Annotated in this window: 9 protein-coding genes and 2 pseudogenes; 1 reads left to right on the top strand and 10 read right to left on the bottom strand. The window is 72.2% G+C overall.

What is annotated here, in order from left to right:
- Positions 1-14 precede the first annotated feature (14 nt).
- The 10 genes and pseudogenes from B1L07_13425 to B1L07_13470 all read right to left on the bottom strand — a co-directional run bounded on the left by B1L07_13425 (position 15) and on the right by B1L07_13470 (position 14451).
- Positions 15-2330, bottom strand: coding sequence for a cellulose synthase regulator BcsB (locus tag B1L07_13425; protein AUZ55917.1), 2316 nt, complete (start codon positions 2328-2330; stop codon positions 15-17).
- Complete coding sequence (locus tag B1L07_13430) at positions 2327-4477, bottom strand: UDP-forming cellulose synthase catalytic subunit (GenBank protein ID AUZ55918.1); 2151 nt, start codon at positions 4475-4477, stop codon at positions 2327-2329. Before B1L07_13430 ends, B1L07_13425 begins: the two co-directional genes overlap by 4 nt.
- Positions 4478-4565: 88 nt before the next feature.
- On the bottom strand, positions 4566-4874 hold the full coding sequence (locus B1L07_13435) for a hypothetical protein (GenBank protein ID AUZ55919.1): 309 nt from the start codon (positions 4872-4874) through the stop codon (positions 4566-4568).
- A 22-nt stretch (positions 4875-4896) separates the two neighbouring features.
- Positions 4897-5352, bottom strand: coding sequence for a cellulose synthase (locus tag B1L07_13440; GenBank protein ID AUZ55920.1), 456 nt, complete (start codon positions 5350-5352; stop codon positions 4897-4899).
- 272 nt (positions 5353-5624) lie between these two features.
- Positions 5625-6460, bottom strand: a pseudogene (locus B1L07_13445) (glycosyl transferase).
- Positions 6457-7326, bottom strand: coding sequence for a glycosyltransferase (locus tag B1L07_13450; protein AUZ55921.1), 870 nt, complete (start codon positions 7324-7326; stop codon positions 6457-6459). Before B1L07_13450 ends, B1L07_13445 begins: the two are co-directional and overlap by 4 nt.
- 260 nt (positions 7327-7586) lie before the next feature.
- Positions 7587-11551 (bottom strand): annotated as a pseudogene (locus tag B1L07_13455) (phosphoribosylformylglycinamidine synthase).
- Between the two features lie 105 nt (positions 11552-11656).
- Positions 11657-12160 (bottom strand): hypothetical protein, encoded by a 504-nt coding sequence (locus B1L07_13460; protein AUZ55922.1) that lies wholly within the window; start codon positions 12158-12160, stop codon positions 11657-11659.
- A gap of 23 nt (positions 12161-12183) precedes the next feature.
- Positions 12184-12963: a disulfide bond formation protein DsbC gene (locus B1L07_13465; GenBank protein AUZ55923.1), complete on the bottom strand. Its 780-nt coding sequence runs from the start codon at positions 12961-12963 to the stop codon at positions 12184-12186.
- Positions 12964-13446: 483 nt separating this feature from the next.
- Positions 13447-14451, bottom strand: coding sequence for a site-specific tyrosine recombinase XerD (locus B1L07_13470; protein AUZ55924.1), 1005 nt, complete (start codon positions 14449-14451; stop codon positions 13447-13449).
- Between the two features lie 71 nt (positions 14452-14522).
- On the opposite strand from B1L07_13470, the gene B1L07_13475 reads away from it, so the two are divergent.
- Positions 14523-14990 carry a hypothetical protein gene (locus tag B1L07_13475; protein AUZ56608.1) on the top strand — a complete coding sequence of 156 codons (468 nt, stop codon included), beginning with the start codon at positions 14523-14525 and terminating at the stop codon, positions 14988-14990.
- The last annotated feature ends 220 nt before the right edge of the window (positions 14991-15210 follow it).

Below are 15210 nucleotides of genomic sequence, written 5' to 3' on the forward strand. Positions count from 1 at the left end.
AGCCGGCGCCATGCTCAGCCCGCCACCTTCAGGCGCGCACGCGCATGGCGCCGCAGCAGCCAGGCGGCCAGCATCGCCAACAGCAGGCACACCAGGCCCACGCCCAGCGCCATCCACAGCGGGTGATGGGCGAAGAACCAGCGCAGCGCCAGCAGCGGCGGCAGCTCGCCGACGTAGTAGGTCTGGTTGCCGGCCAGGCTGCGCACCTTGTCGCCCTGCAGCAGCACCACGCTGCCCTGGAACTGGCGCAGGCGCTCGGGATCGAACCAGGCCTCGAACAGGCGGTTGACGTGGGCCGGTTCGTCGGCCATCAACGCCACCACGCTGCGGCCCTTGCGCAGCGGCGATTCGAAGCCCTGCAGCAGCACGTCGCCCGGCGCCGGGCGCACGCCGACCTCGGCCACGGTCGGCAGGTCGGTACGCCGCGCGTCGGGCGACAGGAACGCCGGCAGCTTGTCGAACAGCCAGTCGGACAGGCCGAAGCGGCGGGCCTGCGCGGCGTCGCCGACCGGCATCGCCGCGGCCCAGCGCGCGAACAGCGGCTGGTTGCGGCGCGAACCGAGCACCAGCAGATCCTGGTCGGCGTGTTCGTCGACCTGGCGCGCCTGGATGACGCGCGTGCGCAGCGCCGGATAGCCGGTCGAGGCACCCATGCGGCCGAGCAGCGCCAGCGCGTTGGCCACGTCGTCACCGCTGGCGTTGTCCGGCATCACCAGCGCGCTGTCAGCCAGGTCGGCCATGCGCGTGAACGGGAAGCCGGCGTTGCCGAAGGCGGCCAGGTTGGGCATCGCCATGTAGTGCGCGAAACCGCTGAGGTCGATGGTGGACGCGTCGTCGATCGCGGCCGACACGTCCGGGAAGGTGTTCTTGCATTCCTCCGCGCGCGGGCGGTCGAAGAAGAAATGGAAGCGCAGCTGGCTGCTGGCCGACAACGGCCCGGTCGGCAGCAGCAGCGGCTGCCGGATCGGCATCGCGCCGCGCGCACCCAGCTTCTGCCACATCTGCCGCGGTACCGAGGTCGCCAGCGGGCGGCCGTTGAGCGGCAGGGTGGTGACGAAGGCATCGTTGATGCTGATGTTGAGCGCGGACTTGTCCGCGCCTTCGGGCAGGGTGTAGCGGTAGCGCAGGTCCACCGGGATGCCGTCCTTGCGCCACACGAACAGGTCCGGCGGCAACTGCAGGCCGATGCGGATCAGGTCCGGGTTGTAACCGACCACGTTGAGCTCGCTGGTGCTGCGGACCAGTTCGGAGAACCGCACGGGGCGGTCGCTGGGCACCCAGTTGGGCGCGTCGTAGGGCTTGCGCGGCGTGGCGTCCTTGACCTCGCGCAGGGTCGCGCTGGCGCCGGACAGCGGTGCGCCCAGCGCCAGCGCGGTGGCCGCCGCGCGCAGTTCGGCATCGTCGCGGCCCAGCACCAGCAGCAGCTTGCCGGCGGCATCGTTGGGGTTGCTGGCCACCGCCAGCGTCGGACCGGACACTTCGACCGGCGCCACCCCGGCCGGCAGGTTGCGCGGCGTCGCCACGACCACCGCATTGCCGCGCGCCGGCAGCACCCCGGTGGACACCGGGAACAGCGCGCCGCGGTAGCCGGCCAGCGCCCCGAACCACGACGACACGATGCCGGCGGCCTGCAGCTGGCCGTTGCCCGGCTGCCCGGCGAACACGAACGGCAGCTCCAGCCGGCGGGTGTCGCGCGCATCGAAGAACGGCACCGGCAGCAGCGCCAGGTCGTTGCTCAACGGCAGCGGCAGCCAGCCCAGTTCCAGGTAGCTGGCGCTGTCGATGTTGGCCCACAGGCTGCTGTGGTCCGGATCCTCGCACTCGCGCGTGTAGTGGCCGATCAGCTGCAGGTTGATGCGGTTGTAGCCGGTCACCAGGCGCGGATCGATGGCGACGTCGCGCTCGACCGGGCGCCCGGCCTCCTCGGCCGACACCGGCAGCGTCGCCACGGTGACGTCGTTGACGGTGACGCGCAGGTGCGACAGGTCCGGCAGCAGCGCCGGCGAATAGGTGTATTTCAGGCGCAGCGCGGCGTGGTCGACGACCTGGTCGGCGCGGATCGAGAACGGGATGCCGGCCGTGCCCTGCACGCCACGCAGCGTCACTTCATAGTCCAGCCCCAGCTGCTTGAGCGTGGCGCGGCTGCGCTGCAGCGGCAGCGCGCCCGGCACGGGCGCGGCGGCGATCTCCGGCTGCAGGCCCGGCGGCGAGGGCGCGGCGGCGGGAGTCTGCGCATGGGTGGCGCCGGCCAGCAGGGCCAGGGTGAAGGCCAGCCAGGCGCCGCGCGTACGCGCGTGGGAGGTCGGCGGAATGTGCAGGCAGTGCTTCATGCGGTTTCTCCGGGGGCGGGCCGGGCAGCGTCGTCGTGCCGCCCCCTCGTGATGACGAATCGGCCCAGGCGATGGAAGCCGCGCAGGCTGGCGCGGAGCACGTCGGACAGCGAGCGCAGGAAGGTGTCGCGCTCGTGCCGGCCCCACAGCGAGACCCAGATGTCGGCGCGGGCGAAGGTGGAAGCGACCAGCCAGCGTTCCTGCTCGATGCTCAGCGCGCCGAACTGCAGGCTCAGCCCCTGCGCGTCGCGGTCGTGGCGTACCAGGGCCGGCAGGCGCTGGCTGCGCTGGCGGTGGCGCAGTTCGATCTCCACCGGCGTATCGGGCTGCACCGGCTGCGGCTCGTCCAGGCGGATGGCCATGCCGCCGGTGGAGAAATCGACCGTGCTGCAGGCCAGCGCGCGTCCGTCGGGCAGGTGCAGCAGCGCCTTCATTTCCAGCGGCACGCGGTGTGCGCGGCGGATCTGGCGCTGCTCGCTGCAGGTGGCGATGACCGCGCCGAGCATGACCATGTTGTAGAAGGTCCAGCCCAGGTTGAGCCAGATGGTGTTGACCTCGCCGCTGCTGTCGGCCATCACCAGGCGGACGATGCCAGCGACCACCCCGGCCAGGTTGAGCAGCAGCAGGAGCAGGTACGGGCGGGCGATCTGCGCGTCGAAATAGCTGGCGTGGACCAGGCCGCCCTTGGCGGTGACGTTGAACTTGCCCAGCCGTGGGTTGATCACCGCCATCAGCGTCGGCCGCAGGATGTACCAGGCCAGCGCGGTCTCGTAGACCTCGTTCCACAGCAGGTGGCGGTGCCCGCCCTGGATGCGCAGGTTGGTCAGGCTGGCCTGCGCCAGGTGCGGCAGCGCATAGGCGAAGATCATCAGCGCCGAGGCATGGATCACGTGCGCGCCGAAGAACAGGAACGCCAGCGGCGCGGTCAGGAAGATGATGCGCGGCAGCCCGTAGAAGAAGTGCAGCATCGCGTTGGTGTAGCAGATGCGCTGCACCAGGCTCAGGCCGCGGCCGAGCATCGGGTTGTCGACGCGGAAGATCTGCGCCATGCCGCGCGCCCAGCGGGTGCGCTGGCCGACGTGCGCCGACAGGCTCTCGGTCGCCAGTCCGGCAGCCTGCGGCACCGGGATGTAGGCGCTGCGGTAGCCGGCGCGGTGCAGGCGGATGGCGGTATGCGCGTCCTCGGTCACCGTCTCCACCGCCACCCCGCCCACCTCTTCCAGCGGCGCGCGCCGGATCACCGCGCACGAGCCGCAGAAGAAGGTCGCGTTCCAGGCGTCGTTGCCGTCCTGCAGCAGGCCGTAGAACAGCTCGCCCTCGTTGGGCACCTTGCCGAAGGTGCCCAGGTTGCGCTCGAACGGGTCGGCGGAGAAGAAGTAGTGCGGCGTCTGCACCACCGCCAGCCGCGCGTCGTGCAGGAACCAGCCCATCGACATCTGCAGGAACGAGCGCGTCGGCACGTGGTCGCAGTCGAAGATGGCGACGTACTCGCCGTCGGACTTCTTCAAGGCCGCGTTGATGTTGCCGGCCTTGGCGTGGTTGTTGTTGGTGCGGGTGACGTAGTTCACCCCCACCTCTTCGCAGAACGCGCGGAATTCCTCGCGGCGGCCGTCGTCGAGCAGGTGGATCTTCAACTTGCCGGCCGGCCAGTCCATCACCGTCGCCGCCAGCACGGTGGTGCGCACCACCGACAGCGGTTCGTTGTAGGTGGGAATGAACACATCCACCGTCGGCCACAGCGACTGGTCCCCGGGCAGCGGCAGCGAACGCCGGTGCAGCGGCCAGGCCACCTGGAAGTAGCCCAGCACCAGCACCACGAACGCGTAGACCTCGGCCATCACCAGGCCGAAGCCCAGGGTCAGGTCGACCACGCTGCCCATGCCCATGGTCTCGGTCAGCCGCCACCACATGTAGCGGCTGGACATGACCAGCGACAGCCCCATCAGCAGCAGCGGCACGGTGCGGTTGCGGGCGCGCCGCAGGCACAGGCCGATGCCGAACACCGCCAGCGAGAACAGCAGCTGCTGGGTCACGTCCAGCGGCACGGTGACGACGAAGGCGATGAGCAGCACGCCCACCAGCACCAGCGCGGCCAAGCCAAGGCGAGCCAGGGCCTGCGAGCCCTCGGGCCTGATTGAAAGTCTCATTGATTTCCCCTGTGTGCCGCCCCTGCGGGCGGCCTTGCCGGTCGGAGCGCCTGTCACGGCGGTCCTGCGTGGCGTCGGTGCCCCACTCCTATTGCCCGCGCAAGCGGACCAGGGGGCTGTCGTCCGGAATCGTCCCGCCGGCGTCGGCCAGCCTGCGGAACAACTGCGACAGTGGCGTGTCCGCCGGCGTGGCGGGCGGCTCGGCCGCAGGCGCGGGTTGCGCGCCGGCCACGGTTTCCATGGCCGCCGGCGCAGCCGGCCGCGTCGTCGCGGCGGGCAGCGCGGCCTCGGGGAATTGCCGGTACTCCGGCCGTCCCTTGCCGTCACCCAGCTTCATGAACAGGCCCGCCACGTCGTCATCGCACGGCGGCGGCGCCGCCGGTTGCCTGCTGCTCATGCCAAACGCATCCCATGCATCGTCAAAACACCCGCCCTACGCCAAAGATCGAAACGTCGCGGTTGCCGGTGGCCAGGTGGCGCACGTCGAGAACCGCCAGCATGCCGGCGCCACGCAGCCAGTGCCGGTAGGCGCCTTCCAGGAAGCCGTGGTGCCAGCGGCCACCCCCCAGCGCCGCCGCCAGCGGCGAGGCCGCATGCACGATGCGCAGCTGGTCGGGGCGCTCCTCGAACGCCGCCCACCCCCATTCGCAGTCCGCCCACACCGCGTTGACCGCGGCCTGCAGGGCCTCGACCGTCGCCACCGGTGGCAGCGCATGGGCGTCGGCAAAGCGCTGCCCGATACGCGCCATCAGCCGCGCCGATTCCTCCTCCGGCAGCGCCTGGTCGAATTCGGCGGCCATCGCCCGCAGGAAGCCCCGCCATTGCCGGGCACAGGCACGTTCGCGATACCCATCGAGCAACTCCGTCGGGTTCACCCGGCCATTCCCCTGCGCATCCGCACCGCACCTACGCACCGCATCCCGCCTCCTGCGCCATCGGACATCACCCAATATTGTGAATTAGATCACAATTCAAGCCAACACCCAGCAAACTTCCGCCGCCGCGGTCATACCGCCGCACCGGTTGCACTGCCGGGGATGCGCACAGCAAAGCACACGACCGTAAGAGAACCACGCCGGAATGACGGCGGCTTTGCAGGCGGCACGGGACAACAGGGGGAATGCCGGGCGCTGGCGCCGGCGGGCCGTCAGCGGCGCAGCAGCAGCCGCGGCACCTGCGCGGCCGCATGCGCCCAGATCGCGCACCACACCGCGGCGCGCACCGCCAGGCCGCGGCGCGGCGCCTCGAACTTGCGGAAATAGCGCCACAGCCCGCGGTGCTTGTGCCACTCGACGAAGAACGGCCGCGCGCGGCTGGAGACGCCGCGCACGTGCAGCACCGCCAGTTCGTTGGCGATGGCCACCGTCGCACCGGCCTGGCGCGCGCGCCGGCACAGGTCCAGGTCTTCGGCATGCAGCCGGTAGCCGGCGTCCCAGCCGCCGATGCGCTCGAACAGCGCGCGCGGCATCAACAGCAGCGCGCCGGACAGCGCCGGCACCACCTGCAGCGGTTGCGCCGGGTCGGCGGCCAGCGCCAGCCGCGCGCCGGCCGCGGGTTGCGCAGCATCGCGGCGAAGTCGGGATCGCGGCGCCGCACCGCCGCGTCCGCACGGCCCTGCTCGTCCACCTGTTCCACCCCGAGCAGGCAGTCGCCCAGCGGCAGGCCCAGCGCGTGCAGCCGCGCCAGCGTGTCGGCCTCGACCATCAGGTCGGGATTGACGAACGCCAGCCACGGCGCGTCGCTGTCGCGCGCGCCCTGGTTGCAGGCGGTGGCGAAGCCGGGGTTGTCGGGGTTGGCGATGAAGCGCACGCGCGGATCGGCCAGCGCATGCCGCTGGACGATGCCGAGCGAACCGTCCTCCGAGGCGTTGTCCACCACCCGGATCTGCGCCACGCCATGCGCGGCGCGCAGCCGCGCCAGGCATTCGTCCAGCGTCGCCGCGCTCTGGTAACTGACGACCACCACCGCGATCGCTGCGCTCACGACGCCGCCTCCGATCCAGGGCCGTCGCCGTCACCGTCGCCGAACAGGTCCGGCTGCCGCGCCGGGAGCGCCGCCAGCTCGCACAACTGCAGCAGGTGCTGGCGATGGCCATGCAGCGGATCGTCCATCAGGAAGCCGGCCAGGCGCGCGGTCCAGGCCGGCCAGCGGTTGCCCAGCACTTCCATGTCGCCGTCGGCGGGGCGGCCCTCGTCGTGGCGGCCGACGAAGGCGTTGTCGCACAGCACGTTGCGCCAGCCCAGCCCGCTCATGCGCAGGCTCAGGTCCACCAGCGCCGCGTACCAGGAGGCGCAGCTCTGCGTGTCCAGGCCACCGGCGCGGCGCCGCGCGCTGCCGCGTATGAGCACCGCATGGGTGACCGCCGAGGGCAGTTCCGGGTGCAGCAGCGGCATCGACGCGCAGGCGCGCGCCAGCCGCGCCGGATCGGCCGGCAGCGCATTGCGTTCGCCGGCGCGCGGCCAGGCCACGGTCTCGCCGGCATTGCTCCAGGGCGTGGCGGTGGCGATGGAGGCATCGCGCGCCAGGCAGTCGGACAGCTGCTGCAGCCAGCCCGGCAGCGGCACGGCGTCGGGCGCCAGCACCGCCACGTCGGCATCGCCGCAGGCCTGCAGCATCTGTTCCAGGTGCGCCGATTCACCGATCGAACGCGGGCGCCGGGTGTACTCCGCCTGCAACCGGGTACGCGCCAGCCACGGTTCGATCACCGCCTGCACCCGCGGCCCCCCCTGCGCGTCGTCGGCCAACCAGACCGGGGTACCGGCCGGTGTCGCCGCTTCCAGCGCCGCCAGGCAGGCGTCGAGCGCCACGTCGTCCACGCCCACCGGCAACAGGATCACCGGCAAGGGCACACGGCGTCCCCGGTGCGGCGTGGCGTGGATGGTGCGGTAGTGGTCACGACCGGCGGTCCCCTGAGGCTGACGCCGCGAACTCTAGCAGTCGCCCGTGGCGACGCGTACCCGCTGCCCGTACGCCGTGGCGCGGCAGCGCGGCGCGCATCCGCCGTGCCGGGCACGACAGCGGCGCCGGGCCCGATCCGCGGCCGCAGGCGTGCCGGCGCGGCGTCGCCGCGGGCCCGTGTCGCCACGGACCCGGCGATGGCGTGGCGCGCTCAGCCGCACCACACCCGCGCGTTGCGGAACATGCGCAGCCACGGCGCGTCCTCGCCCCAGCCCTTCGGCGCCCAGCTCAGGTTGACCGTGCGCGGGGTGCGTTCCGGGTGCGGCATCAGGATGGTGACGCGGCCGTCGCGGGTGGTCAGGCCGGTAATGCCATCGGGCGAACCGTTCGGGTTCAGCGGGTACTGTTCGGTCGCGCGGCCGTCGCCATCGACGTAGCGCAGCGCCACGTCCACCGCGGCCTGGTCCACCGCGCTGTCGAACGCGGCGCGGCCCTCGCCATGCGCCACCGCCACCGGCAGCCGCGAACCGGCCATGCCGCGCAGCAGGATCGACGGCGATTCCACCACCTCCAGCAGCGCGGTGCGGGCCTCGAACTGCTCGCTGCGGTTGCGCAGGAAGGTCGGCCAGTGCTCCGCGCCGGGGATGATGGCCTTGAGCTGGCTGATCATCTGGCAGCCGTTGCACACGCCCAGGGCGAAGGTGTCCGGGCGTGCGAAGAACGCGGCAAAGGCTTCGCGCAGCGCCGGGCGTTCCAGGATCGAGGTGGCCCAGCCGCGGCCCGCGCCCAGCACGTCGCCGTAGCTGAAGCCGCCGCAGGCGGCCAGGCCGCGGAAGTCCGCCAGCCGCACGCGGCCTTCGATCAGGTCGCTCATGTGCACGTCGAACGCGTCGAAGCCGGCGCGCTCGAAGATATTGGCCATTTCGATCTGGCCGTTGACGCCCTGCTCGCGCAGGATCGCCACCTTCGGCCGCGTCCCGGTGGCAACGAACGGCGCGGCGACGTCCTCGGCCGGGTCGAACGCCAGCTTCGGCTTCAGCCCGGGGCGTTGAAGCTGCGCGCGACCGCGCGCTCCTGGTCGGCCGCCTCGGGGTTGTCGCGCAGCTTCTGCATGGCGTGGGTCACCGACCACCAGGCGTCGAACAGTTCCTCCCAGCGCCATTCGGCCAGGCTCTGCCCGCCGAGCTGCACGCGCACCACCGGCGCGGTGGTCGGGCGCGCGATGCGCTGCGCGCACTCGGTCAGGGCATGCCGTTCGACCAGGTCGGCGAACGCGGCGCGGTCTTCCCGGGCGATCTGCACCACCGCGCCGAGCTCCTCGTTGAACAGGCTGCGGAACGGGTCATCGCCCCAGGCATCGAGCACGATGTCCAGGCCCAGCCGCGAGGCGAACGACATCTCGCACAGTGCGGCGAAGGCGCCGCCATCGCTGCGGTCATGGTAGGCCAGCAGCAGCCCGGCTTCACGTGCATCGCGGATCAGTTCGAAGAAGCCGCGCAGGCGCTGCGGGTCGTCCAGGTCCGGCACTTCACCGGCGAACGCCGGCAGGGCGCTGTGGTCGGCCTGGGTCTGCGCCAGGATCGAGCCGCCCAGGCGCTGCTTGCCCGCGCCCAGCCCGATCAGCCACAGCTCGCTTTCGCCCTCGCGCTCGAGCAGCGGGGTCAGCTGCTGGCGCGCGTCGACCACCGGCGCGAACGCCGAGATCACCAGCGACACCGGCGACACCGACTTCTCGGTGCGGCCATCGGCCTGCCACTGCGCCTGCATCGACAGCGAGTCCTTGCCCACCGGGATGCTGATGTCCAGCTGCGGGCACAGTTCCATGCCCACCGCGCGGACCGCGTCGTACAGCAGCGCGTCCTCGCCGTCGTGGCCGCAGGCGGCCATCCAGTTGGCCGACAGCTTGACCGTGTCCAGCGAGGTCAGCGGCGCGGCGCACAGGTTGGTGATCGCCTCGCCCACCGCCATGCGCGCCGACGCGGCGGCGTTGAGCAGCGCCAGCGGGGTGCGCTCGCCCACCGCCATCGCCTCGCCGGCGTAGGTGTCGAACCCGGCCAGGGTGATGGCGACATCGGCCATCGGCAGCTGCCACGGGCCGATCATCTGCTCGCGCGCGGTCAGGCCGCCGACGCTGCGGTCGCCGATGGTGACCAGGAAGTTCTTGGCCGCCACGGTCGGGTGCGACAGCACCCGCAGGCCGGCGTCGTGCAGGTCGATGCCGGCGGTCTTCAGCTGCGGCCAGCGCGGCGCGGGCGGGTGCGCGGTGTCGCGGTGCATCTTCGGCGCCTTGCCGAACAGCACGTCCATCGGCAGGTCGATCGGGTGAGGAGCCGCTTGCGCGGCACTGCCGCGCGGCTCGTCCGAACGCCCGGCGCGCTGCGCCGGGCCGGGGCTATCCGTCGCGGCAGCGCTGCCATAGACACTTTCAACCGTTGCGCCATACCCCACCACCAGCCGCTCCTCGGCGGTGGCCACGCCGACCGCGGCGAACGGGCAGCGCTCGCGCGCGCAGATCGCGGCGAACTCGGCCAGGCGGTCGGCCGGGATGCCCAGCACGTAGCGCTCCTGCGACTCGTTGCACCACAGTTCCAGCGGCGACAGCGAGGGATCGTCGGTCGGCACCTTGCCCAGGTCGATCACGCCGCCGACCCCGGAATCGTGCAGCAGTTCGGGAATGGCGTTGGACAGGCCACCGGCGCCGACGTCATGGAAGAACTTGATCGGGTTGCCCGCGCCCATGGCCACGCAGCGGTCGATCACTTCCTGGCAGCGGCGCTCCATTTCCGGGTTGTCGCGCTGCACGCTGGCGAAGTCCAGGTCCTCTGCGCTCTCGCCCGAGGCCACCGACGAAGCGGCGCCGCCGCCCAGGCCGATCAGCATCGCCGGGCCGCCCAGCACGATGACGATGTCGCCATCCTGCAGCTTCAGCTTGTCCACCTGCACGCGGTCGATCGCGCCCAGGCCGCCGGCCAGCATGATCGGCTTGTCGTAGGCGCGGGTGATGCCGTCCTCGGGCAGCTCGAAGCTGCGGAAGTAGCCCAGCAGGTTCGGGCGCCCGAACTCGTTGTTGAACGCGGCGCCGCCGAGCGGGCCGTCGAGCATGATGTCCAGCGCTGGCGCCATCCGCGGGTTCAGCGCGCGCGGCGCCTCCCACGGCTGCGGCAGGGTCGGGATGCGCAGGTGCGAGACCGAGAAGCCGGTCAGGCCGGCCTTGGGCTTGCCGCCGCGGCCGGTCGCGCCCTCGTCGCGGATCTCGCCGCCGGCACCGGTGGAGGCCCCCGGGAACGGCGCGATCGCGGTGGGGTGGTTGTGCGTCTCCACCTTGATCTGGAACGCACTGGGCACCACCGCTTCGCTGCGGTAGCGGCCGGTGGCCGGGTCCGGGCGGTAGCGCGCGGCCGGCTCGCCCTCGATCACCGCGGCGTTGTCGCTGTAGGCGCTGAGCGTGTGCTGCGGGGTCTGCTGGTGGGTGTGCTTGATCATCCGGAACAGCGAGCGCTCCTGCGCCTGTCCGTCGATGGTCCAGCTGGCATTGAAGATCTTGTGCCGGCAATGCTCGGAATTGGCCTGCGCGAACATCATCAATTCGACGTCGGACGGGTCGCGGCCGAGTTCGCCGTAGCGCTGGCGCAGGTACTCGATCTCGTCGTCGGCCAGGGCCAGGCCCAGGCGCTTGTTGGCGCCTTCCAGGTCGGCCAGCGCGATGCGCTGCAGCGGCTTGCGCGCCGGGCTGTCGAACAGCGCCCGCGCCTGCGCGATGTCGGCCAGCAGCGACTGCGTCATCGGGTCGTGCAGCAGCCGGGCCACGGCCGCCTGCTGCGCCGGATCGGACGGCCAGCCGGCCAGGTCGATGCGGGTACCACGCTCGACGCGCTGGATCGCCAGGCCGGCGCCGCGCACCAGTTCGGTGGCCTTGCTCGACCACGGCGACAGCGTGCCCAGGCGCGGCACCACGTAACGCGAGACCGTGCCCGCGGCCGCCTCGGCCGGGTGCGGCTGGGCCTGCAGGATGCGGCCCAGGGTGGCCCGGTCGACGGCCGCGGCATCGGCGGCCTGGGTGAAATAGACGTGCCAGGCACCGGTGATGCGCAGATCGGCGGCGATGGACTGCAGGCGGGATTCAAGACGTTCGCGGCGGAACGGCGAAAGGGCGGCTGCGCCCTCGAGGACGATCATGTCCGGGAGACCATGGTGGGAGTCGGGCCGGCCATTGTACCGGAGCCGGCTTTGGGCCGGGCCCGGCGACGGCGGCCGCGGCCGGGCCGCGGAGTCGGCCAGGGCCTAGTCTGCGGGCGCCGGCCCGACCTCGCGCCCAACCCGGCGCCACCGCGCCCCGTCCCAGACCAGGTAATCGACGATGTCCGGAGAGCGGGCCCCCTCGGCATGGGTGACCACCAGCAGCCGGCTGTCGCGCCGGTAGTCGAAGCGGACGTTGTTCAGCGCCTGGCCGGGGTGGACCTTGCCGCTGCGGCGGTCGATCAGCGCGTACTGGCGGCACCCGCTGCCGCAGCCGACCACGAACAGGGTGAAGCGGTCGGCGAAGTTGGGCGGTTCCTGCGCCTCGCCGTCGGCCTGCAGGTACCGCACCATCTTCCAGCCGATGTCCGTGCGCGGCAGCTTCGCCGGCGCCGGATGGTCGATGCGGCTCAGCGCGACGCGGTGGGCCTGGAACGTGGGCGGTGCCGACGCGCAGCCGGCGTGGAGCAGCGGCGCAAGCAGCGCCGCGCGCCTGGCAAGCGCCGTCCACCCTGCGCCGGGAGCACGGCGGCGCGACACCTGCGGCATCGCGCTGCCCCGGGGCCGACCGATCAGGGGCTGCCGGCGGCGCCGGGCAGCCGCTCCAGCGCGGCCTTGAGCTGCGCCGGCGGCAGGTAGCCGCCCAGCTGGGTGCCGTCGGCGGCGAAGATCGCCGGGGTGCCGCTGATGCCCAGCTGCTGGCCGACGGTGTACTGCATGGTCACCGGGTTGGTGCAGTTCTTCGGCTCCACCGGGCGGTCGGACTTGGCCGCGGTCAGCGCCGCCTTGCGGTCGCTGGCGCACCATACCGAGACCATGTCGGTGTGGTCCTTGCTGCCCAGCCCCATGCGCGGGAACGCCAGGTACTCGACGGCGATGCCCTGACGGTTCAGCTCGGCGATGTCCTGGTGCAGCTTGCGGCAGTACCCGCACTCGATGTCGGTAAACACGCTGATGGTGTACTTGGCATTCGGCGGCGCGAACACGATCCGGTCCGAATGCGGCAGCGACGCCAGCAGCTTGCGGCGGTGGGCCAGCAGGCCCTCGCTGGTGGCCAGCGCGCGCTTTTCGATGTCGTAGGGCTGGGCCTGCAGCAGGTAGCGGCCGTCGTCGGTGACGTACAGCACCTGGCCGGACACCACCACTTCGCGGAAGCCGGCGAACGGCGCGGCGCCGATGTAATCCGGGTTGAAATTCGGGTCCAGCTGCCGGAGCGCATCGCGCACCCGCTTCTCGACCGCGCCGTCCGCGCGGGCCGGCGCGGCGGCGGCCGTCGTTTCGGGCGTTTTCGGCTGCGCGCAGGCGGTCAGGCTGATCGCGCCCAGCAGCGCGGCGATGGCGATTCGGAGCATGGGGATTCCAGGTAAACGGGAAGGACGGAAATCCTGGCGATTCTCGCATACCCCGCCGATGGCGACGTTCAGGGGTGGCGGGGGTGGCGCCGTCCGCAGGGGACATGCGAGGGATGGCGGCGCGCGCAGCCTGGACCTGCACGGAGGTCATCCTGGCGCGAGGTCGCACGGCTAGAGGCTGGGCTCGCCCCGCATTGGCGCGGCATCGCTCGGGTAGATGCGGGGCTTGCCCCGCATGCTCAACCCCGTGCCGGGCAAGCCCGGCACCTACGCGGCGCCCCCGCACTCCGCTGCGGCCTGCCCCGCTGGTGCGTGCGAGGCAGGCCTGCGCTACGGATGACGGACGCCGTCAGAGACATGGCCGGGGGTGCGGTTGGATCCGGGCGCGCGGCGGCGCGGCAGTCCGTACCGGCGCCCTTGTTTCGGCTTGGCGCGGCCGGGCGTTCGGCAGGCCGCGCGGCAGTGCCGCGCAAGCGGCCTGCCTCACCCCCTCGGGTGGTGGGTGCGGTGCAGCTTCTGCAGGTGTTCGCGGGCGACCAGGGTGTAGATCTGGGTGGTGGACAGGGAGCTGTGGCCCAGCAGCATCTGCAGGGCGCGCAGGTCGGCGCCGTGGTTGAGCAGATGGGTGGCGAAGCTGTGGCGCAGGCCGTGCGGACTGATCCGCGCCGGGTCGATACCGGCCGCCGCCGCGCTGGCTTTCACCAGCGCCCAGAACTGCTGCCGGGTAAGCGGCTTCTGCGCACGGGTCAGGAACAGCGGCACCTGGCCGTCGGCCGTGGCCTGCACCGGCCGGCCCGCCGCCAGCGCCGGGCGCGCGTCTGCGAGGTAGCGCTCCAGCCAGTGGCGGGATTCCTCGCCCAGCGGCACCAGCCGCTCCTTGCTGCCCTTGCCGGTCACCCGCAGCACGCCCTGGCGCAGGTTGACGGCATTGGCCGGCAGGTCGACCAGCTCGCTCACACGCAGACCGGCGGCATACATGAGTTCCAGCATGGCGCGGTCGCGCAGGCCCTCCGGCGTGGTGATGTCCGGCGCCGCCAGCAGCGCCTCGATCTGGCTCTCGGCCAGCGCCTTGGGCAGCGGCCGCGGCAACCGGGGCGGCTCCAGCAACGCGGAAGGATCGTCGTCGCGCTCGCCGCGGCGCAGGCAGTCGGCGAAGAACGCGCGCAGCGCCGACAGCAGGCGCGCGTTGCTGCGCGGCGACCAGCCGTGGCGGGTGCGCCATGCCAGGTAATCGAACAGGCCGGCGCGGTCGAGGCCGGCCAGCAGTCCCGGCGGCGACGCGCCCGCGGCGTCGCCGGCGCGTGCGTTCGCCCAGCGCGCCAGCCCTTCCAGGTCCCTGCGGTAGCTGTCCAGCGTGGCCCGCGCCAGCCCCTGCTCGGCCCAGATCGCATCGAGGAAGCGCTGGATGTGGCGGCCATCGGCCTCGCGCGGCGGCGGCAGCTGCATCACCCGCTGGCGGCGTTCGGCGGCGGTGGAAGGCGACGTCATGGCGCGCAGGATAGGCAATGCCGGCACCGCTGCCCATCCACATCGCGCACGCCAGCCCGTATGCTCGCGCGATGAACGCCGATTCCGCCGCCCCGCCCCGCCCCTCGCCACTGCTGCTGCGCCGGCTGGCGGCGCTGTTCTACGACCTGTGGCCGGTGCTGGCGCTGTGGATGCTCACCGCCGTGCCGTTCACCCTGCTGGACGTGGTCGCCAGCGGCGGCAACACCCACCACAACATCGCCCCCTACAGCCCGCTGCAGTGGCTGCTGTGGCTGTGCTGCTGGGTGGTCGCCGGTGGATACGCGACGCTCAGCTGGAGGCGCGGCGGGCAGACCCTGGGCATGCGTCCGTGGCGGCTGTACGTGCAGGGCACCGACGGCCCGCCATCAATGGCCCTGCTGTGGAAGCGCTATGCGCTGGGCACGCTGTCGCTGCTGTGCGGCGGGCTGGGGTTCTGGTGGGCGCTGGTGGATCGGGACGGGCTGACCTGGCATGACCGGCTGAGCAACACGCGGCTGGTGCACGTCCCCGACCGGTAACCACCGCAAACAGCCCACCCTTCATTACCCCGGCGCGCGGCGGCGCGGCTGGGCAACCGGTGCTTGCGGTTCCCTGCGGCGCGGCATGACCGGCTGAGCAACACGCGGCTGGTGCACGTCCCCGACCGGTAACCACCGCAAACAGCCCACCCTTCATTACCCCGGCGCGCGGCGGCGCGGCTGGGCAACCGGTGCTTGCGGTTCCCTGCGGCGCGGCATG

The organism is Stenotrophomonas acidaminiphila, from assembly GCA_002951995.1.
GTDB lineage: Bacteria > Pseudomonadota > Gammaproteobacteria > Xanthomonadales > Xanthomonadaceae > Stenotrophomonas > Stenotrophomonas acidaminiphila_A.